This is a genomic window from Parasphingomonas frigoris (genome assembly GCF_036663815.1).
Classification (GTDB): Bacteria; Pseudomonadota; Alphaproteobacteria; order Sphingomonadales; family Sphingomonadaceae; genus Sphingomonas.
Map to the genome: position 1 here is coordinate 474,789 of NZ_JAXOJQ010000002.1, position 18,798 is coordinate 493,586.

An 18,798-nucleotide genomic window follows, 5' to 3' on the forward strand; every position below is an offset into this window, starting at 1 on the left:
CCCCTTTTTTTATGCGGACCACACCCGCGCGAACCGCGCGCCCAGCCCGGTTAGCAGTTCATATTGCGACATCCCCGATTCCGCCGCCGCCGTCGGGAGCACATAATCGAGCGCGACCCAGTCGCCCTCCCCCAGGCCGGGCGCGGCCTCGACCGAAATCGCGGTCAGGTCCATCGACACGCGGCCGATCACGGGCAGCGCGGCATCGCCGGCGCGCGCCATCCCGGCATTGGTGAACCCGCGCCAATAGCCGTCGGCATAGCCGATGTTGAGGATCGCCACTTCGAGCGGCGCGCGCGCGGTGAACAAAGCGTTGTAGCCGATCGACTCGCCCGCCCCGAGCGTGCGGCGCTGGAGGATCTGCGCCTCGGGCGTCGCTACCTGGCGCACCACACCCGCGAGCTCGCACCGCGGCACGCCGCCGTAAAGCGCGAGGCCAGGGCGCGTCAGGTCGAACGCATAGGCCGCGCCGAGCGCGATCCCGGCGGAATTGGCGAGGCTCAGACGCCGCGCCGCGGTGCGCCCGCCGAGGCCGCGCAGCGCCGACGCCTGGCGCACATTCATATCACTGTCCTCGTCGGCGCAGGCGAGATGGCTCATCAGCGTCTCGATCGCGAGCCCGTCGAGCAGGCCGTCCCGCACCTCTGCAGCCGAGACGCCGAGCCGGTTCATGCCGGTATCGACCATCACGTCACAGCGCCCGCCGCCAGCCGCGCGCCAGCGCGCGACCTGCGCGGCGCTGCTCAGCACCGGCCGCGCGATGCCGGTCGCCGCGATCGCCAGATCCTCGGCGCGCAGGCCGTGGAGCACCGCGACGTCGAGCCCGAGATCGGCGAGCGCCGCCGCCTCGCCCCAGTTCGCGACGAAGAAATCGCGGCAACCCGCGCCCGCCAGCCGCGTCGCGACACCGCGTGCGCCCAGGCCATAGCCGTCGGCCTTGATCGCCGCGCCGCACGCCGCCGCACCGCTCAACGTATCGAGCGCGCGCCAATTGGCGACGAGCGCAGCGGTATCGAGGCTAAGGCGCAGAGGTGCGGCGGGCGGAGCAGCGGGCGGAACGACGGTCATCCCCCGCGGTTAGCCCCCTGCCCCGTGCCGCGCCACCCCACCGCGCGGTCAATCGGCGCTGGCGGTGCCCGGCTTGCCCTCTTCGAGCCCGTAGAGCGTCACCACCAGCGCCATCGCCACCACCGCAATGGTGTACCACAGGCCCGCATAGGGATTGCCGGTCCGCGCGACGATCACCTGGCTGATCAGCGGCAGGAACCCCCCGAAATAGCCCGTGCCGAAATGATAGGGGATCGACATCGAGCTGTAGCGGATGCGCGGCGGGAACATCTCCGACAGCAAGGCGGCGACCGGGCCGTAGGTGACTCCGGCGAGCGCGCTCAGCGCGAGGATCGCGAGCAGGATCAAGGCGATGTTGCCCGGCGTCGGAATGACCGGGCGCAGATCGTAACCACCCTTGGCGAGCGCGGTGTCGATCCCGGCGTCGCTCAGATCGTCGACCCCGACCCCGCCGACCAGCACCAGCGTCACCGGCGTGCGCGCCTTGGTGTAGGGCACGCCCTTCTTCGACAGATAATCGAGCAGGCGGCGGCATTCGGTCGGCTTGGCGGGGAACAGGTCGTAGCTGCACGCCGGCCCCGACACGACGACCGGTGCGCGCTTGGCGGCATGCGCCAACTCAGGGTTGGCGGCGCTGCCCATCACCCAGAAGATCGGGAAGAGCAGGATCAGCGTCAGCGCGTAGCCGACGATGATCGGCGTCTTGCGCCCGACCCGGTCCGACAGCCAGCCGAACAGGATGAAGAAGCCGAGCCCGCCGAGCGCGCCGAACCCGACGATCAGCTGCGCCGCGGTTTCCTGCACGCGCATCGTGCCCTGCAGGAAGGACAGGACGGTGAACATCGCGGTGTACCAAATCACCGTCAGGCCGGCGGCGATGCCGAACAAGGCGACGAACAACCGCTTGAGATTGCCGGGATAGGTAAAGCTCTCGACGAACGGATTGTTCGCGGTCGTCCCAGCGGCCTTCATCTGCTTGAACACCGGGCTTTCGGACAGCTTGAGCCGCATCCATAGCGAGATGGCGAGCAGCGCCAGCGAAAAGACGAACGGGATCCGCCAGCCCCACGCCTCCCACACCCCCGCCGGCATCACCGCCTTGGCGAGCAAGACGACCGCGAGGCTGAGGATGAAGCCGCCGGCGACGCTCGCCTGGATGAAGCTGGTGAAATAGCCGCGCCGCCCGGGCGGCGCATGTTCGGCGACATAGATCGCCGCGCCGCCATATTCGCCGCCGAGCGCGAGGCCCTGCAGGATGCGCAGCCCGATCACCCCGAACGGCGCGGCCAGCCCGATCGTTGCCGCCGACGGCACCAGCCCGACGCCCGCGGTCGCCAGCCCCATCAGCGTGATCGTGACGAGGAAGGTGTATTTGCGCCCGAGCTTGTCGCCGAGATAGCCGAACAGGATCGCGCCGAGCGGGCGGAAGCCGAAACCGACCGCGAAGCCCGCCCAGGCATAGAGCGTCTGGAGCAACTCGCTCTGCGCCGGGAAGAAGGTCCGCCCGATGATCCCCGAGGCGGCGAGCGTCCCGTAGATGAAGAAATCATACCATTCGAAGATCGTGCCGAGCGACGAGGCGGTGATGATCAGCTGGATGTCCTTGCGGCTCGGCGTCGCGGGCGCGTCCGGTCCCACATCGCTCGCCAATATCGTCGCCATCGTCGCTGCCCCTGCCCCGTGCTGCGCTCGCCCGCAGCGGCGCAACGATAAGCGGTTTCTTTCGCGCGGCAAGCGATGCGGGCGCCGCGGGCGGCAGGTCTTGCGGGATAGCGGGGCTCGTTTACAGGCGGCGCGGCGGGCGACCGCGCTGCCGCCGCCCCAGTTCCGCGTGATGCGCAAGGAGACGACAATGCCCCTCGAACAGATCCGCATCGAGACGACCGACGGCACCTGCCCCGCGTCGATCCTCACCCCCGAAGGCGCCCGCGAAGGCGCCCGAGAAGGAGGGGGGCCGTGGCCGGCGATCATCGTCTATATGGATGCCTTCGCGATCCGCCCGGCACTGGTCGGCATGGCACGGCGGCTGGCCGATGCGGGCTATGTCGTGCTGCTGCCCGATCTCTTCTATCGCTTCGGCAGCTACGCCACGCTCGAGCCCAAGGAAGTGTTCAAGGGCGATTTCCGCGCGGTGATCGGGCCGATGATGGCCACGACCGACAATCACAAGGCGGCGCAGGACAGCGCGGCATTCCTCGCCTATCTCGATTCGCGGGATGACGTCGCGGGGACCAAGATCGGCACCGTCGGCTTCTGCATGGGCGGCGGCATGGCGCTGACCGTGGCGGGCACCTATCCCGACCGCGTCGCGGCGGCGGCGAGCTTCCACGGCGGCAACCTCGCGACCGACGCGCCGACCAGCCCGCATTTGCTCGCCCCCAGGATCACCGCGGAAGTCTATGTCGCCGGCGCCGAGAACGACCACAGCTACCCGCCCGAAATGGCCGAACGCCTCGAGCGCGCGCTGAACGAGGCGGGGGTGCGGCATCGCAGCGAGATCTACGCGGGCGCGGCGCATGGCTGGATGAAGACCGATTTCCCGGTCTACGACCACGATGCCGCCGAGCGCGGCTGGAGCGAGATGCTCGCGTTGTTCGGGCGTACCTTGCCGGCGTGAGGGTATCGGGAGCATCGCCTGCGTGATCGCGGGCGGTGCTTCCGACGCGGGGCTTCACCCGCCGACGATCTTTGCCGCGTCGGGGCTCCTCGCCCGTGCTGCATCGCTCATGCGCGACATTGCCGCGCCGATGAAATCCCGTTCGGCCTGTGGGGTTGCGAAGAAGCGGCGCGGCAAGACCATGGCGCTGCTTTGCACCAGGAAAACCCAATATTTGCGCGTTCGATAGAGGTCCGTGACGCACGGCCAGCGCGCAATCATCGTCAGCTCCGCCAAATCATACACCAAGGCGTCGGGCGTGAGGCGAAAGGTGAGCGCCTGCTCAGAGGCTTGTCCGCGGTCGGCGAGAGCCTTTCGCAGGGAAGGTGCGGCCAGCGTCTGAATGATGACGAGCCCGACGCCGAGACCGAGAAACGCGAACTCGACGGACACCGTGGCTGCGAACCAGGATTCCGACGCCCATGCGCCCACGGAGATGCCAACCGCCGCCATGCAGGCAAAGAGAATGGCTTTCATCAAACGCGGCGAGATGCCGCGTCGGCCCTTGATATAGGCCATCGCGCTGGCCGACTCGCCGACCACAATGAAGCCGCTCGCTTCCATCCCAGTTCCTCGATGCAGCTGCTGTTGCGAATATTGTGTGCGGCGCCCCGCGATGGGAGAATCTGACGATCAACGGCGGCAGAGTGCGGCGTATCGCAGCCGCTCGCAATGGCTTGCAGGCGGGTATGCCGTGCGGACGGGTTTTTGCAGCATCCTCGGACGGCGCGCGCTATCGGATCGGGGCAGCTTCCGCCGCCCGCCAACCCCAACGAGATGTCTTGGAAATCTTGGTCGGGGCGACAGGATTCGAACCTGCGACCCCCACACCCCCAGTGTGATGCGCTACCAGGCTGCGCTACGCCCCGACCGAGGGAGGCGCGTTAGGCTGAGCCGCGCGCAGATGCAAGTCCCTTCGCGCGGTTCAGCCGAACTGGCCGAGCGGCAGCAGGCGGTTGGCGAGCGCCTGGATCAGCTTTGTGTCGCCGCCCTTCACCGCGAGGTCGAGCTGCACCGCGCGGCGCTGGATCAGCCGGTCGAGCGTCGTCGCGGTCGTGGCGTGGGTCGCCTGCCCGATCAGCGCGACGCCGCGGGGGTCTGTGGGGTCGAGCGCCAACCGTAGCAGCCCGGCGATCCCGGGGAACAGCGCGCGATCGCCGCCGAGCGCGATTGCGCGGTCGATCGCCGCCAGCCCGACCGCCTTGCGCGCGCCGAGCCCGCCGCGCGCCATCAGCGCGCCGAGCGATTTGACTGCGCTGAGATGCCACGCGCCGAGCGCCGCCTGCGCCTCGGCATCACGCGGATTCTTCGCAACCAGCGCCTCGAACTGCGCCTTGGCCGACAGCGCGTCGCTGCGGCTGCGCGTCAGCTTGGCGCGGTAGCTGGTCGCCATCGCGCGCGCGAGCAGCGCCTCGCTATCCCCCGGCGCCCGGGCGAGCGTCGCCATGGCGGCGGCCTCGACGCTGGCGAGCTGCGCCAGCGCTGCGCCGCGGTCGCGGACCACGAAAGCGGTCTGCACCAGCGTCTCGCGCCCGCTGTCGGCATGCGCGATGCCGGGCGCCGCCAGGAACAGGATCACGGTCGGGAGCGGTTTCAGCATGGGCTTCGATACTCGACTGGAAGGGCCGAAATGTTACGACCTTTCGTTGGGCTATCAACCCACGACAGGCGGCAACGGGCGCACCGCGCGCGAGATATCGTTGCGTAGCCTTGCAGTAACTGATAGCGCGCCCCGCTTGTAGCGCGCCCGAAAGAGTGCGCGATCCCGCGTGCGCGAGCGTGCAGGCGGGTCCCGTTTTTGACCAAGGTAGCCCATGTTCGCCACCCCAGCATTCGCCCAGACCGCAGGCGCCACCGCCGGACCAGACGGCTTTCTTGCGATGATCGTCCAGTTCGCGCCGCTGCTGCTCGTCTTCGTCGTCTTCTACTTCCTGATCCTGCGCCCGCAACAGAAGCGCGCGCGCGAACAGGCCGCGACGATCGGCGCGGTCAAGAAGGGCGATTCGGTCGTCACGGCCGGCGGCGTGGTCGGCAAGGTGACCAAGGTCGAGGACGCCTTCGTCGAGGTCGAGATCGCACCGTCGATCAAGATCAAGGTGGTCAAGGCGACGCTCGCCGACGTGACCCCGCTCGGCTCCAAGCCCGCGAACGACTGATCCGATGCTCGATTTCCCGCGCTGGAAGGTCGTCTCGATCCTGGGGTTCCTCGCCTGCCTAATGGCGCTGGCGGTCCCCACTTTCCTGCCCGATTCGGTCACCGAAAAGTGGGGCGGCTTCCCGCACCCCAAGGTCAATCTCGGGCTCGATCTCGCCGGCGGCAGCTATATGCTGATCGAGGCGGACACTGACGAGCTGGTGAAGAACCGGCTCGAGGCGATGCGCGAGCAGATCATCACCGAGATGGCCAAGGGGCCGCCGATCTCGATCGGCGACATCGCCACCGACGGCGGGAAATTGAGCTTCATGCTGCGCGACGTGACGCAGCTCGACACCGCGCGCGAGCGGCTCAACAAGCTGACCGGCGGCGTCGGTTATACCGGCCAGCGGGATTGGGACCTGCAGGTCGTCGATTCGTCGCGCGTCGTGATGACCCCGACGCAGGCCGGCATCGCGGCGGCGATCAACACCGCGATGGGCACCGCGACCGACGTCGTGCGCACGCGCATCGACAAGCTCGGCACCAAGGAGCCGACGATCGTCCGCCAGGGCAACGACCGCATCGTCGTGCAGGTGCCGGGGTTGAAGGACCCCAAGGCGCTGCGCGAACTGCTCGGCAAGACCGCCAAGCTCGAATTCAAGATGGTCGACGACACGCCGTACATCGACGGCGGCATCGTCCCCGTCGGCAGCCAGGTGTTGCCATATCCCGAGGCCGGCCCGGCTGCGAAGATCATCGTCAAGCGCCAGGCGATCCTCACCGGCGACCAGCTGCTGACCGCGAGCCAGGGCTTCAAGCAGGACACCAACGAGCCGATCGTCAATTTCGGCTTCAACAATGACGGCGGCAAGAAGTTCGCCCGCATCACGCAGGAGCAGACCGGCAAGCGCTTCGCGGTGATCGTCGACGACAAGGTCATCTCGGCGCCGCGCATCAACACGCCGATCCTCGGCGGCGCGGGCTATATTGAGGGCTCGTTCACCGTCGAATCGGCGAACAGCCTCGCGATCGCGCTCAGCTCGGGCAAGTTGCCGATCAGCCTCAAGGTGGTCGAGGAGCGCAGCGTCGGTCCCGATCTCGGCAACGACTCGATCCACGCCGGCATCCTCGCCTCGGGGATCGCGGTCACTCTCGTCGTCCTGTTCATGATCGCGACCTACGGCCGCTTCGGTTTCTATGCCGACTATGCCGTCGTCATCAACGTCATGGTGATCATGGGCGTGCTCGCGCTTCTCAACGGCACGCTGACGCTGCCAGGGATCGCCGGCTTCGTGCTGACGATCGGCACCGCGGTCGACGCGAACGTGCTGATCAACGAGCGCATCCGCGAGGAACGCCGTCGCGGGCGCAGCGTGATCCAGTCGGTCGAGCTGGGCTATAAGGAAGCGAGCCGCACGATTTTCGAGGCGAATGCGACGCATGCGATCTCGGGGATCATCATGCTGCTGCTCGGTTCGGGTCCGGTGAAGGGCTTCGCGGTCGTGCTGCTGATCGGCATCGCCACCTCGGTGTTCACCGCCGTCACCTTCACGCGAATGCTGGTCGTGCTGTGGATTCGCAAGAACCGCCCGACCGAAATCAATATTTGATCGGCCAGAGACATGCGCCTGCTGAAACTCGTTCCCGACAATACCAACCTGCCCTTCGTGTCGCTCCGCAAATGGGCGTTCGGGCTGACCATCCTGCTGTCGCTCGCCGCGATCGGGCTGGTGTTTGCGCGCGGACTCAACCTCGGCGTCGATTTCGTCGGCGGTCTGATGATCGAGGAGAAATTCTCGACTCCGCCGTCGACCGACAAGCTGCGCACCACGATCGACCGGCTCAACCTCGGCGAGGTCCGCCTGCAGACCGTCGGCGAGGGCGGCAGGACGATCTCGATCAAGCTCCCGCCGGTCAAGAGCCAGGCCAAGGACGCAACCGATCGCGTCGTCGCGCAGGTGCAGGCCGCCGTCGTCAAGGACTTCCCCGACGCCAAATTCTCCAAGCAGGATGCGGTCAGCGGCAAGGTGTCCGACGAGCTGATCTGGAAGGGTGTGCTCGCCGTCGTGCTCGCGGTGGTCGGTATCGGCCTGTTCGCGATCTTCCGTTTCGAGTGGCAGTTCGGCGTGTCGACCGTCGTCGCGATCGTCCACGACGTGCTGATGACGCTCGGTTTCTTCGCGCTGACCTGGTACGAATTCGACCTCAACATCGTCGCCGCCGTGCTCACGATCATCGGTTACTCGATCAACGACAAGATCGTCATCGATGACCGCATCCGCGAGAATATGCGCCGCTATCGCAAGATGGACATGCCCGCGATCGTCGATCTCTCTGTCAACGAGACACTGCCGCGCACGGTGATGACCTCGCTGACCATCCTGCTGGCGCTGTTCGCGCTGCTGATCTTCGGTGGCCACGTACTGCGCGGCTTCACCGCGGCGATGATCCTCGGCATCTTCGTCGGCACCTATTCGTCGATCTACGTGTCGTCGTCGCTGCTGATCACGCTCGGCCTGCGGCCCGATCCGCGGATCGAGGACGTCCCCGCCGCCACCGCGGGAACGCCCAAGGCGCGCTGATGCGAGTCGAGCGCGAGCGCGGCATCGGGCCGGTGATCACCGCCTTTTCGGGCGGTGGCTACAAGGTCGAGGCGGGTGAGTTCACCGGCGTCTACCGCGCGCTGCTGATCTGGCCCGACGGGTCGGAGGAATGGGCGCCGCCGCCGATCGAAGCGCTGATGGTCGACTCGCTCGGCCCGCTTCTCGCTCTCGATCCGCGGCCGGAATTTCTGCTGCTCGGCACCGGCGCGACGATGCAGCGCCCGCCCCCCGCTTTCGTCCGCGCGTGCGAAGCGCTCGGCATCGGCGTCGAGGCGATGGACAGCCGCGCCGCTGCGCGCGCCTGGGCCGTGCTGCGCGGTGAGACGCGCTGGGTCGTGGGCGCGCTGTATCCCCTTTGAAGGCAGGCGCTGCGGCTGCTACTCTCGCGCCAAACCGGGTGTGGGGAGAATGACGTGGTGAAATCGCTGTTGATGGCCGTGGCCGTGCCCGTAGCCGTGGTCGCCGCCCTCCCCTCTGACGCGTCCGCGCAGACCGCGCCGGCCGCCGCATCGCCCGATTACGGCAAGCCCGAAAACTGGCTGTGCCGCCCCGGCAAGGTCGATCCGTGCGACGCCAGCCAGGACGCGACAATCATCAAGGCCGACGGATCGCGCAGCACCGAGAAATTCTCGGCGACCAAGGATCCAAAGTTCGACTGCTTCTACGTCTATCCGACCGTCTCGCTCGACCCCACGCCGAACAGCGACATGATCGCGGGCCCGGAGGAAAACAGCGTCGCCGCAGCGCAGGCGGGCCGCTTTGCAGAGCATTGCCGCGTCTTCGCGCCACTCTACCGCCAGGTCACGCTCTCGGCATTGCAGGCGATCCTGCAGGGCAAGCCCGTCGTCGCCGATCGCGCGATGGCGTATCGCGACGTCAAGGCGGCGTGGGAGTCCTATCTCGCGTACGACAATCATGGCCGCGGCGTGGTGTTGATCGGCCACAGCCAGGGCTCGGGCGTGCTCAAGCAGCTCATCGCCGAGGCGATCGAGGGCAAGCCCGAACAGGCGCTGCTGATCTCGGCGCTGATTCCCGGCACCAACGTCGCCGTGCCGGCAGGCGCCGATGTCGGCGGCGATTTCAAGTCGACGCCGTTGTGCCGCAGCGCGAAACAGAGCGGCTGCGTCGTCAGCTATGTCAGCTTCCGCGCCGACGCCCCGCCCCCGCCGGGCAGCCGCTTCGGCGTCGTGCCGCAGCCCGGCATGGTCGCGGCGTGCGTCAATCCCGCGGCGCTGGCCGGCGGATCGGCGGTCACCGACGCCTATCTCGGCGCGCGCGGTGCAGGGCTGGCGAGCGCGCCGATGGGCCCGTGGACGACCGACGCCGCACCGGTGACGACGCCGTTCGTCAAGGTGCCGGGACTGCTGAGCGCGGCCTGCACCAGCACCGGCAACGCCCAGTATCTCGCGGTGACCGTCAACGCCAAGCCGACCGACAAGCGGACACAGACGATCGTCGGCGACGTCGTGGTGCGCGGCGTGACGCTCAAGGATTGGGGGCTGCACCTGATCGACATGCCGGTCGCGATGGGCGATCTGGTCGAGCTCAGCGACACGCAGGCCAAGGCGTGGCTGGCCAAGCAGCCCGTCTCAACCGGGCAGTGACACCAGCCCGCTTAGATGCGCGTACAGCGCGGCGGTGTTGGCGGCCCAGGTGAAGCGCTCCGCACCGCGCCGCACTGCGGCGGGTGCGGGCGGATCGGCAAGCAATTGGGCGATTGCGGCGGCAAAGGCCGGCGCGGTACGGTCGGCGATCCGGCCATAAGCGGGCTCGGTCACCACCTCGCCGGCCCCGCCCGCCGCGGTGATCACGATCGGCGTACCACACGCCAGCGCCTCGACCCAGGCATTGGCGAGGCCCTCGGAGGCCGAGGCGAGCGCCATCACGTCTGCGGCGGCGAGCAGCGCAGGGAGCTCGGCATGCGCGATCGACCCGAGCAGCCGGACGCGGTCGCCCACTTTCAATGTCGCGATCTGCGTTTCGAGCGCCGGCCGCGACGGCCCCTCTCCCGCGATCAGCAGCGTCGCGCCGGCCAGCGCAGCGACCGCGTCGATCACGATATCATGCCCCTTGCGCGGGATAAGCGCGCCGAGCGAGACGATCAACGGCCCGGTGACGCCGAACGCCCCCTTACCCGCGGCGCGGTCGCGTGGCGCGAAGCGGTCGAGATCGACGCCGGTATGGTGGACGCGGATCGATCCCTGCGGAATGCCGAGCGCGATCATGTCGGCGCGCATCGCCTGCGACACCGCAAGCACGCCATCGGCCGCCTGCCCGGCCGCAACGACCTGCGCGCCGGTGGCGGCTGCGGTGCCCCAATGGTGGATGTCGGCACCGCGCGCCTTGATCGAGACGGGCACCCCGAAATGCCGCCCGAGTGCGACCGCGGCGGGGCCGTCGGGAAAGAAGAATTCGGCATCGATCACATCGAACGCAAAGTCGCGGCGAATCTCGGTGAGCAGCGGGATCAGGCGCCGCGTCAAGGCGGCAGCGTGGAAGCGCCCCGCCGTCCCCGGCAGCGTGGTGAAGCGCGGACGCCAGGTCGGCAGCCCTTTCCAGCTCTCGCGGGTCGGCAGCGCGGCGAGCCCGGCATAATGCGCATGGCGCGACAGCGGCCACGGTGGCAGCCCGATCGGCGCGACCAGCCTGAGCTCTACCTCCGGATGTGCCGCCAGCCCCAACGTCTGGCGCTCGACGAACACCCCGAAATTGGGCCGCGAGGCATCGGGGAACAGGGTCGAGAGGGTCAGCACGCGCAGCATGGCGACCTTGCTAGCACGAGACGGTAAAAGTCTTCCCCCCCGGCGGCGGGAGGGGAAGACGATCGACTCAGATCCGCTTGTCGCCCGGGTAAGCGAGCAGCAGGTCGCTGCCGGCGTCGGACGCGATCTCGCAGCGGCCGGTCAACAGCAGGCACTCGCCCGCCTTGAACGCGACGCCGTCGACCGTGCCGGCACCGGCAACGGGCACGAACCAGCCCGGCTTGCCCTCGGGCAGGTCGATCACACGATGCCCACCGGCGAAGCGCTCGGTGACGAATTTCGGCCCCTCGGACAGGATCAGGTGGTCCTTGCCGTCGGCTGCCGGCGTCGGCAGCGGCACGAACGGCACCGGATCCGACACCTTGACCCCGGCATCGAGGTGCAGCTCGCGGTCGCTGCCGTAATCGTAGAGCCGATAGGTCAGATCGACATTCTGCTGGACTTCGATCGTGGTAATGCCGGCACCAATCGCGTGGATCGTGCCCGCCTCGTTATAATAGAAATCGCCCGCCTTGACCGGCTTCCAGTCGAGCAGATGCTCGATCGAGCCGTCGAGCGAGGCCGCACGCAATTCCTCGTGCGTCATCGGCGCGAGGGTGCCGATCGCGATCGTCGAGTCGGGCTCGGCGGCGAGGATCAGCCACGCCTCGTCCTTGCCGCGCGGGTAGCCGGCGGCTTGCGCGGCGGCGTCGTCGGGGTGCACCTGCACCGACAATTTCTCGCTGGTGAAAAGATATTTGATGAGCAGTTCGGGTTCGCCGGCGTGCGGCGTCTGGAACCACACCTCGCCGATCTTTTCGCCGCCGGGCGCGGGATCGGCAAAACCGGGCCACAAGCTGTGGCGGCCCCAGGGCTTTTCGACGCGTTTGGTAGCGAGCAGAATGGCAGTCACGGCGTTATCTCTCCTGTCGGGGCGACCTGTAACGCCAACGCGTCGTCGCGTCCAAGCGATCCATCTCGCGTTAAAAGGATTGTTCGCGCAACGGGGGTTGCGCTAAGGCTGGCGCCAATGCGCACCCCCCTGCCCCGCTCGCCCTTTTTCCGCAGCCTCGCGATCGGTCTGATCGCCGCGACCGCGCTCACCACCACGGGGTGCGCACGCAACAAGACCAAGGGCGACATCCCCTATGTCGCGCGCGACGTCGGCACGCTGTACACCGCGGCGAAGAAGCAGCTCGACCAGCGCAACTACAAGATTGCCGCGGCACTGTTCGACGAGGTCGAGCGCCAGCACCCTTACTCGGTGTGGGCACGCCGCGCGCAGCTGATGAGCGCGTTCAGCTACTATCTCGCGCATGATTACACCGCCTCGATCCAGTCGGCGCAGCGCTTCCTCACGGTCCACCCGGGCAACCGCGACGCGGCCTATGCCTATTATCTCGTCTCGCTCGGCTATTACGAGCAGATCAGCGACGTCACGCGTGACCAGAAGATCACGCAGCAAGCGCTCGATTCGCTCGGCGAGCTGATGCGCCGCTATCCCAACACCCGCTACGCCGCCGATGCGCGCTTGAAGGTCGACCTGGTCCGCGACCATCTCGCCGGCAAGGAGATGGAAATCGGGCGCTTCTACGAAGTGCGCGGCCAGTGGCTCGCCGCCAACGGCCGCTTCCGCCGCGTGGTCGAGGAATATCAGACGACGACGCACACCCCCGAGGCGCTGATGCGCCTGACCGAGACCTATCTCGCGCTCGGCACGCCCGACGAGGCACGCAAGTCCGCCGCCGTGCTCGGAGCCAACTATCCCGGCTCGCAATGGTATGAGCGAGCGTACAAGCTGACCAACGAGCATCCGCCGGTCGCGGTCGCCGCGATCGCGCCGGGGCAGCTGATCGTTCCCGAGAAGAACAAGGTGCTCGATTCGGTCCCGAAGAAGAGCGACGAGATCAAGCGCGAGCCGAGCGCCGCGCCGGTCTCGGGCGGGTCGTCGACCAATCCGGGCAACCCGAACCCGGGTAGCTGATCCGCCGCCGATGCGCGGGCCGGTCGAAAAAGAACGATACCGGAACGCGCGCGGCTGAGCTAAAGGGTGCCGCGACCCTATGCTGATCTCTCTCGCCATCCGTGACGTCGTGCTGATAGAAGCGCTCGACCTGCAATTCGGGCAGGGCCTCGGCGTGCTGACCGGCGAGACCGGCGCGGGCAAGTCGATCCTGCTCGATGCGCTAGGGCTCGCGCTCGGGGCCCGCGGTGAAGCGTCGCTGGTGCGGCAGGGCGCGACGCAGGCCGTCGTCACCGCGACCTTCGACACCCCCGCCCCCGACGGCCCGGTCGTCGCGCTCCTGAGCGAAAACGGGCTCGAACTCGATCCCGGCGAGCCGCTGATGATCCGCCGCATCGTCAAGGCCGACGGCGGCAGCCGCGCCTTCGTCAACGATCAGCCCGCCTCGGCCGGGCTGCTGCGCGAGCTCGCCCCCGCTCTGGTCGAGATCCACGGCCAGCATGACGATCGCGGCCTGCTCAACGCGCGCGGCCACCGCGCCTTGCTCGACGCGTTCGGGCGCGTCGCGGCGGGCTCGACCGCGACCGCCTACAAAGCGTGGCGCGATGCCGAGGCCGCGCTGGCGGAGGCCCGCGCGACGATCGACACCGCCGCGCGCGACCGCGAATGGCTCGAACATGCCGTCGCCGAATTGCGCACGCTCGCGCCCGAGCCGGGCGAGGAAGAAGCGCTCGCCGATCGCCGCCGCACGATGCAACGCTCGGAGAAGATTTCCGAGGATCTGCTCGCGATCGAGAATTGGCTCGAAGGCTCGGATGGCGGCCTCGCCCAGTTGCGCCAGGCAGCGCGCGTGCTCGAGCGGATCGCGGGCGATCATGCCGCGCTCGCCGATGCGCTCGCCGCGGTCGATCGCGCGGTGATCGAAGGTGCCGTCGCCGAGGAGCGGCTGCGCGAAGCGAAGACCGACCTGTGGTTCGATCCCGCCAGCCTCGAAGACGACGAGACCCGGCTGTTCGAACTCCGCGCGATGGCGCGCAAGCACCGCGTCCAGCCCGACGAGCTCGCCGATCTGGCGAGCGAGCTCGAAGCCAAGCTCGCCGCGCTCGAGGCGGGCGAAGAGGGCCTCGCCGCGCTCGAGGCGAAGCTGACCAAGGCGCGCACCGCCTACGACAGCGCCGCCGCCGCGCTGACCAAGGCGCGCACCGCCGCCGCGCTGCAGCTCGACGCCGCGGTGAAGGGCGAGCTCGTCCCGCTCAAGCTCGACGCCGCGCGCTTCCGCACCGTCGTCGCGCCCGCGTCCCCCGAAAACTGGTCGGCGGCGGGCAAAGACCGCGTCGAGTTCGAGATTTCGACCAACCCCGGCGCGCCGTTCGCGCCGCTCGTCAAGATCGCGTCGGGCGGCGAACTCTCGCGCTTCATCCTCGCGCTGAAGGTCGCGCTCGCCGAGCAGGGTGGGGCTGCGACGATGATCTTCGACGAGATCGACCGCGGCGTCGGCGGCGCGGTGGCGAGCGCGATCGGCGAGCGCCTCGCACGGCTCGCGACCAGCACCCAATTGCTCGTCGTCACGCACAGCCCACAGGTCGCGGCGCGCGGCGGGCATCACCTGCTGATCGCCAAGCGCCACGACGGGATCGTCACGCGCACCGGCGTGACCGCGCTCGACATCGCGCAACGCCGCGAGGAAATCGCGCGGATGCTGTCGGGCGCGACGATCACGCCCGAAGCCCGCGCGCAGGCCGAACGGTTGATCGAGACGGCCTGACCGCGGCGCCGCCCCCCGCCCCCGTACCGCCTCCGCGCAAAGCAGGCGACATTTGCAAAGCAACCTGTTAGAGCGAGCGCATCGCGCGACTCCGCTTCCAAGCTTCGCACGACTGAGAGACCTCCTGCGCTCCCGCTTGCCTGGCATCGGACGCGTGGTCTTGCTTCTCTCTTCGCTCCTCTTTCGTCACCCTGCCCGCTGCGGACTTTCCGCGCGCGGGTGACACCGTCATCGGATGCGCCGGCCGGGGCCGGACGTCGCATCCGTCTTTGATCTCGGCCCCACTCCGGCGCTTTCGCACACGTTGCGCGGCGATCCGGCACTAAGGAATACACTATGGCTATCGGCACCGTTAAGTTCTTCAACGCCGACAAGGGTTACGGTTTCATTGCGCCCGAGGGCGGCGGCGGCGATGCGTTCGTCCACATCAGCGCGGTCGAAGCCGCCGGCATGGCGACGCTCGATCGCGACCAGCGCGTTTCGTACGAGCTGGAAGAGGATCGCCGCGGCAAGGTCTCGGCCGTCCGTCTCGCTCAGGCCTGACGCGCTTCGGGGTGTCGCCAACCGGCGGCACCCCTTTTACCTTTGCCCCCCCTCGGCCAGGAGACCTCCGACGAACACCACCGCCATCTTCTATCGCGACCGTGCCCGCCAGGCCGAGTCCGACGCTGCCACCGCGACGCTAGACAACGTCCGCACGCGCCATCTGCGCGCCGCCAAGGCCTGGGACGAAATGGCGACCCGCGCCGAAAAGACCGCCGAGCGCAAGTCGGTCAACGAAGAAGCCAAACTTGCGGCCGAGATGAACGAGGATGACGACGAGGTCGTGACATCCTAGCGGCGGATCGCCGTTAGCGACCCCGTTCTGACATCACGACTTGCGCATCACGTGTCGAGAACTTGGCTCGATTGACCGCAAGACGTGGTGTGGACAACGGCGATTGTCTCCGTGTTTGCATCAACGCATTCGGGCGGATGCGACGATTTCGGGGCGCGCTTCGGTACATATCGTGACCGCGACGCGTAGGTCAGCGCCGCGTCCGCTTTCGACCAATTGCAGACGTTCAGCCCGCGTGCGAGCATCGATAAATGCAGCCCTTACCTGACGAGACGCCCGAAGATCGGCTTTACCTAAAAGGGCTCGCCATTCGCGACAGGCAACGTGTCGGCTTGTGGCAGCCAATCATGTGGCATCTTGCGCTACGCGGGCACGTCGGCGCGATGATCGAATTGGCCGACTGGTTTTCCGATGACGACAGTATCTCGTCGGTCGGCAAGTCCGCTGATCCGTTTTGCGCAGCGGGACTGTATCGGCGGGCTTATAAGAAAGGCGACGCACGTGCTGCGCGAAATGCGGCAATGGGCTGCTTCAACCGCAACGATATGATCGGCTACCGGCAGTGGCTTAGGCGAGCTGCGACCGCTGGAGATGACGAGTCGAGAGCCGAGCTGCTCTATTTCGAAACGCGCCTTTGGCACGCTGCGGCCCGAAAAATACGGCGGTTGAGACCGTCGCAGAAGCGTGACGAGTATGCGTGACGAATGTCCGCTTGCCACCACTTCCAGACACGTGCGCGGTTACGCGGCGTGCCCCGAGGTGATCGGACCTGGAACGACGAGCGGCGATTCACCGGCTAAAATAGCGACGTCCGCCAAGCACTTGCGCAGAATCGATCGATGGCAACATCGCTCGGGAAGTGTTCGGGTCGCTGTGCACGCGTAGTGGGCGTTCGTACCATCCGCAGCGCTGTTGGCATTGGCAAAAGATGCGCTTACTAAGGGTGTTTACGTATTTGCTCCAAAGAATCGTTCAAATTCTTATCCGGAGTTAATATGTGAGATGTGCCTAATGTGTCCTGTTTTTAGGCGGTGTATTTTATGAATTGGCGCCTGGAATACGAAGCCTTCATGCCGCACGGGATGTGCTTCCTCTGGCGCCCAGAGCTCATGGCTCTCCACGTCATATCAGATGCGCTCATCGCCCTTGCCTATTTTACGATACCTTTCGCGATCTTGCGCTTCGTCCGAGGTCGGGAAGATCTGGAGGCCAAGCATCGACGGATGGCATTGCTGTTCGCCGCGTTCATCGCCTTTTGCGGGTTGACGCATGTGGCAAGCATCTATGTCATTTGGGTGCCGGTCTATGTGACCGAAGGCTGGCTTAAGGTACTGACGGCTGTCGTTTCGGTTGCGACGGCAATCCGCCTGACACTGCTCGTCCCGCAAGCCCTTAAGCTGCCGTCAAACGAGTCGATGCGCGCTGAAATTGCTGCGCATCGTGAAACGATGATCGCACTAGATGCAGCGCGTGCCGCGCTTGCGATCAGGGTCGATCTCACCGAAGGGGAATTGCGGGTCGCGGAACAGCATCAACATCAGTCGAATGCGTTATTGGCGACGGTGATCGAGGCTATGCCCGGAATGATCTATGCAAAAGATCGGTCGGGCAGGATGCTGCTCGCGAACAAAGCCACTTTAGAGGCAATCGGATTGGATTGGTCTCAAGTTCATGGCCGAAGAGACGACGAATTTCTGGATGATCCTCGCCAGGCGGCGATCGTCATGAAAAACGACCGGCGGGTTATGGATACGGGAATGACCCAAGAGCTGGAAGAGATCGTCGACTTTCCCAAAAAGAGTTCCCGCATTTTTCTATCGACTAAAGTTCCTTTTGCTCATGCTGATGGTGTGATCAGCGGGATGGTGGGTGTTTCGATCGACATTACGGAACGCAAACGTCTCGCGAGGGAATTACTTCACGTTTCCCGGCGGTCGGCGATGGGAGAAATGGCTACCGCGATTGCTCACGAGATCAATCAACCCCTCGCTTCCGTAACGCTGTCCATTGACGGCAGCCTGGCCCTACTTGGCGCAGATTATGATGGCCCACTGACCGTGCCTCTTACGCTTGCGAGGTCTCAAGCTGTACGCGCAGGGGAGATTATCCGTCGCCTGCGTTCCTTCGTTTCCGGCAGCGAGGATGTGAGGCGCCCTGAAAGATTATCGGTTATTGTGGAGGAGGCGTGCGGTTTGGCGCTTTTAGGGGCGCGTGAAAACGGCGTTGCTGTCGAATTCGTTCACAACGAGCCCGACCTCGAGGTTCTCGCGGACAGCGTCCAGATAGAACAGGTGATCGTCAATCTCGTTCGAAACGCGCTGGATGCGATGGGGAGTGCGCGTGGCGGCACGCTGCGAATCGAAACCGGCTACGATGCGGAAGGCATGGCCATTCTGTCCGTCAGCGACAACGGCCCGGGAATAAACGCCGATGTAGTGGACCGGATTTTTGAGGCGTTTGTGAGTACGAAGGGAGTCAAAGGTATGGGCATTGGCCTCTCCATCTGCCGCACCATCATCGAAAGTCACGGGGGCAAGCTTTGGGCTGATCCAAAAGGGGCGATTGGCGCCACCTTCCGCTTCACGCTCCCAGCCGTCGGCCGGGTTTTACCATGAGCGTTTCACCCGTCATTCAGATTGTCGAAGATGACGAGGCAGTGCGGACCGCACTTCAGTTTGCGTTACAAGCAGTCGGCTTTAATGCGTCCAGCTATTTCGATGCGAAAGACTTCTTGGAACGCGGCCAATGCGAGCGCGGTATCCTCATCTGCGATGTGCGGATGCCGGGTATGAATGGGATCGAGTTGGCAAACCTGCTTCGTGAACGCGGATCGAACATGTCTATTATTCTCACGACGGGAAACGCAAGCCGTGCGCTAGAGGAAGAAGCAGTCAGCGCTGGCGTCGCCGCAATTTTTGAAAAACCCGTGGGCCTGGCGACTATTTTCGCAGAAATTCGGCGATTAGGCGGTTGAGAAAACCGAGCGGAGAAAAGCAGACCAGCGCTAACCGGGCGATATTCTTCCGA

At 66.3% G+C, this 18,798-nt stretch carries 18 protein-coding genes and 1 tRNA gene; 12 read left to right on the forward strand and 7 right to left on the reverse strand.

All coding sequences use genetic code 11. The features are described from left to right. Window positions 1-9 precede the first annotated feature (9 nt). Window positions 10-1,068 carry an alanine racemase gene (locus tag U1872_RS07585; protein ID WP_332792277.1) on the reverse strand — a complete coding sequence of 353 codons (1,059 nt, stop codon included), beginning with the start codon at window positions 1,066-1,068 and terminating at the stop codon, window positions 10-12. Between the two features lie 48 nt (window positions 1,069-1,116). Next, window positions 1,117-2,730 carry an MFS transporter gene (locus tag U1872_RS07590; protein ID WP_332792278.1) on the reverse strand — a complete coding sequence of 538 codons (1,614 nt, stop codon included), beginning with the start codon at window positions 2,728-2,730 and terminating at the stop codon, window positions 1,117-1,119. A 190-nt stretch (window positions 2,731-2,920) separates the two neighbouring features. On the opposite strand from U1872_RS07590, the gene U1872_RS07595 reads away from it, so the two are divergent. Beyond that, window positions 2,921-3,685 (forward strand): dienelactone hydrolase family protein, encoded by a 765-nt coding sequence (locus U1872_RS07595; protein ID WP_332792279.1) that lies wholly within the window; start codon window positions 2,921-2,923, stop codon window positions 3,683-3,685. Between the two features lie 54 nt (window positions 3,686-3,739). Here U1872_RS07595 and U1872_RS07600 read toward each other — a convergent pair whose 3' ends face one another. The 3 genes from U1872_RS07600 to U1872_RS07610 all read right to left on the reverse strand — a co-directional run bounded on the left by U1872_RS07600 (window position 3,740) and on the right by U1872_RS07610 (window position 5,324). Continuing rightward, a complete protein-coding gene (locus U1872_RS07600) occupies window positions 3,740-4,288 on the reverse strand; it encodes a YcxB family protein (RefSeq protein WP_332792280.1) in 549 nt (182 codons plus the stop codon). 228 nt (window positions 4,289-4,516) lie between these two features. Then, window positions 4,517-4,593, reverse strand: a tRNA-Pro gene (locus U1872_RS07605). A 56-nt stretch (window positions 4,594-4,649) separates the two neighbouring features. Then, entirely contained in the window at window positions 4,650-5,324 is a 675-nt protein-coding gene (locus tag U1872_RS07610) for a hypothetical protein (protein ID WP_332792281.1), read from the reverse strand. 214 nt (window positions 5,325-5,538) lie between these two features. On the opposite strand from U1872_RS07610, the gene yajC reads away from it, so the two are divergent. Genes yajC through U1872_RS07635 form a run of 5 tightly spaced genes read left to right on the forward strand, consistent with a single transcriptional unit; the run spans window position 5,539 to window position 10,068 of the window. Then, on the forward strand, window positions 5,539-5,880 hold the full coding sequence (gene yajC, locus U1872_RS07615) for a preprotein translocase subunit YajC (protein ID WP_332792282.1): 342 nt from the start codon (window positions 5,539-5,541) through the stop codon (window positions 5,878-5,880). A 4-nt stretch (window positions 5,881-5,884) separates the two neighbouring features. After that, a complete protein-coding gene (gene secD / locus U1872_RS07620) occupies window positions 5,885-7,471 on the forward strand; it encodes a protein translocase subunit SecD (protein WP_332792283.1) in 1,587 nt (528 codons plus the stop codon). 12 nt (window positions 7,472-7,483) lie between these two features. Next, window positions 7,484-8,443, forward strand: a complete 960-nt coding sequence (secF, locus tag U1872_RS07625) for a protein translocase subunit SecF (RefSeq protein ID WP_332792284.1) — start codon at window positions 7,484-7,486, stop codon at window positions 8,441-8,443. Continuing rightward, window positions 8,443-8,823, forward strand: coding sequence for an Mth938-like domain-containing protein (locus tag U1872_RS07630; RefSeq protein ID WP_332792285.1), 381 nt, complete (start codon window positions 8,443-8,445; stop codon window positions 8,821-8,823). Before secF ends, U1872_RS07630 begins: the two co-directional genes overlap by 1 nt. Before the next feature lie 57 nt (window positions 8,824-8,880). Next, on the forward strand, window positions 8,881-10,068 hold the full coding sequence (locus tag U1872_RS07635; protein WP_332792286.1) for a DUF3089 domain-containing protein: 1,188 nt from the start codon (window positions 8,881-8,883) through the stop codon (window positions 10,066-10,068). Here the strand turns inward: U1872_RS07635 and U1872_RS07640 are convergent. Both U1872_RS07640 and U1872_RS07645 read right to left on the reverse strand, forming a co-directional pair. Next, a complete protein-coding gene (locus tag U1872_RS07640; RefSeq protein ID WP_332792287.1) occupies window positions 10,054-11,226 on the reverse strand; it encodes a glycosyltransferase in 1,173 nt (390 codons plus the stop codon). The genes U1872_RS07635 and U1872_RS07640 overlap by 15 nt on opposite strands. 67 nt (window positions 11,227-11,293) lie before the next feature. Next, a complete protein-coding gene (locus U1872_RS07645; RefSeq protein ID WP_332792288.1) occupies window positions 11,294-12,118 on the reverse strand; it encodes a class I mannose-6-phosphate isomerase in 825 nt (274 codons plus the stop codon). A gap of 117 nt (window positions 12,119-12,235) precedes the next feature. Here U1872_RS07645 and U1872_RS07650 point away from each other — a divergent pair, with 117 nt between their 5' ends. From U1872_RS07650 to U1872_RS07675, 6 genes are all read left to right on the forward strand, one after another. Beyond that, window positions 12,236-13,189: an outer membrane protein assembly factor BamD gene (locus U1872_RS07650; RefSeq protein ID WP_332792289.1), complete on the forward strand. Its 954-nt coding sequence runs from the start codon at window positions 12,236-12,238 to the stop codon at window positions 13,187-13,189. Between the two features lie 79 nt (window positions 13,190-13,268). Next, the gene (gene recN, locus U1872_RS07655; RefSeq protein WP_332792290.1) at window positions 13,269-14,933 is read left to right on the forward strand and encodes a DNA repair protein RecN; all 1,665 of its coding nucleotides are present in this window, start codon (window positions 13,269-13,271) and stop codon (window positions 14,931-14,933) included. 336 nt (window positions 14,934-15,269) lie between these two features. After that, a complete protein-coding gene (locus U1872_RS07660; protein WP_010185321.1) occupies window positions 15,270-15,476 on the forward strand; it encodes a cold-shock protein in 207 nt (68 codons plus the stop codon). Between the two features lie 546 nt (window positions 15,477-16,022). Further along, the gene (locus tag U1872_RS07665) at window positions 16,023-16,472 is read left to right on the forward strand and encodes an SEL1-like repeat protein (RefSeq protein ID WP_332792291.1); all 450 of its coding nucleotides are present in this window, start codon (window positions 16,023-16,025) and stop codon (window positions 16,470-16,472) included. A 339-nt stretch (window positions 16,473-16,811) separates the two neighbouring features. Further along, window positions 16,812-18,386: a sensor histidine kinase gene (locus tag U1872_RS07670; RefSeq protein ID WP_332792292.1), complete on the forward strand. Its 1,575-nt coding sequence runs from the start codon at window positions 16,812-16,814 to the stop codon at window positions 18,384-18,386. Further along, on the forward strand, window positions 18,383-18,745 hold the full coding sequence (locus tag U1872_RS07675) for a response regulator (RefSeq protein WP_332792293.1): 363 nt from the start codon (window positions 18,383-18,385) through the stop codon (window positions 18,743-18,745). Before U1872_RS07670 ends, U1872_RS07675 begins: the two co-directional genes overlap by 4 nt. Window positions 18,746-18,798 lie beyond the last annotated feature (53 nt).

What these genes read in the sequence shown, in the direction of transcription:
- U1872_RS07585 (WP_332792277.1), bottom strand. Translation starts at nt 1,068, where the DNA reads ATGACCGTCGTTCCGCCCGCTGCTCCGCCCGCCGCACCTCTGCGCCTT.
- U1872_RS07590 (WP_332792278.1), bottom strand. Translation starts at nt 2,730, where the DNA reads ATGGCGACGATATTGGCGAGCGATGTGGGACCGGACGCGCCCGCGACG.
- U1872_RS07595 (WP_332792279.1), top strand. Translation starts at nt 2,921, where the DNA reads ATGCCCCTCGAACAGATCCGCATCGAGACGACCGACGGCACCTGCCCC.
- U1872_RS07600 (WP_332792280.1), bottom strand. Translation starts at nt 4,288, where the DNA reads ATGGAAGCGAGCGGCTTCATTGTGGTCGGCGAGTCGGCCAGCGCGATG.
- U1872_RS07610 (WP_332792281.1), bottom strand. Translation starts at nt 5,324, where the DNA reads ATGCTGAAACCGCTCCCGACCGTGATCCTGTTCCTGGCGGCGCCCGGC.
- yajC (WP_332792282.1), top strand. Translation starts at nt 5,539, where the DNA reads ATGTTCGCCACCCCAGCATTCGCCCAGACCGCAGGCGCCACCGCCGGA.
- secD (WP_332792283.1), top strand. Translation starts at nt 5,885, where the DNA reads ATGCTCGATTTCCCGCGCTGGAAGGTCGTCTCGATCCTGGGGTTCCTC.
- secF (WP_332792284.1), top strand. Translation starts at nt 7,484, where the DNA reads ATGCGCCTGCTGAAACTCGTTCCCGACAATACCAACCTGCCCTTCGTG.
- U1872_RS07630 (WP_332792285.1), top strand. Translation starts at nt 8,443, where the DNA reads ATGCGAGTCGAGCGCGAGCGCGGCATCGGGCCGGTGATCACCGCCTTT.
- U1872_RS07640 (WP_332792287.1), bottom strand. Translation starts at nt 11,226, where the DNA reads ATGCTGCGCGTGCTGACCCTCTCGACCCTGTTCCCCGATGCCTCGCGG.
- U1872_RS07650 (WP_332792289.1), top strand. Translation starts at nt 12,236, where the DNA reads ATGCGCACCCCCCTGCCCCGCTCGCCCTTTTTCCGCAGCCTCGCGATC.
- recN (WP_332792290.1), top strand. Translation starts at nt 13,269, where the DNA reads ATGCTGATCTCTCTCGCCATCCGTGACGTCGTGCTGATAGAAGCGCTC.
- U1872_RS07660 (WP_010185321.1), top strand. Translation starts at nt 15,270, where the DNA reads ATGGCTATCGGCACCGTTAAGTTCTTCAACGCCGACAAGGGTTACGGT.
- U1872_RS07665 (WP_332792291.1), top strand. Translation starts at nt 16,023, where the DNA reads ATGCAGCCCTTACCTGACGAGACGCCCGAAGATCGGCTTTACCTAAAA.
- U1872_RS07670 (WP_332792292.1), top strand. Translation starts at nt 16,812, where the DNA reads ATGAATTGGCGCCTGGAATACGAAGCCTTCATGCCGCACGGGATGTGC.
- U1872_RS07675 (WP_332792293.1), top strand. Translation starts at nt 18,383, where the DNA reads ATGAGCGTTTCACCCGTCATTCAGATTGTCGAAGATGACGAGGCAGTG.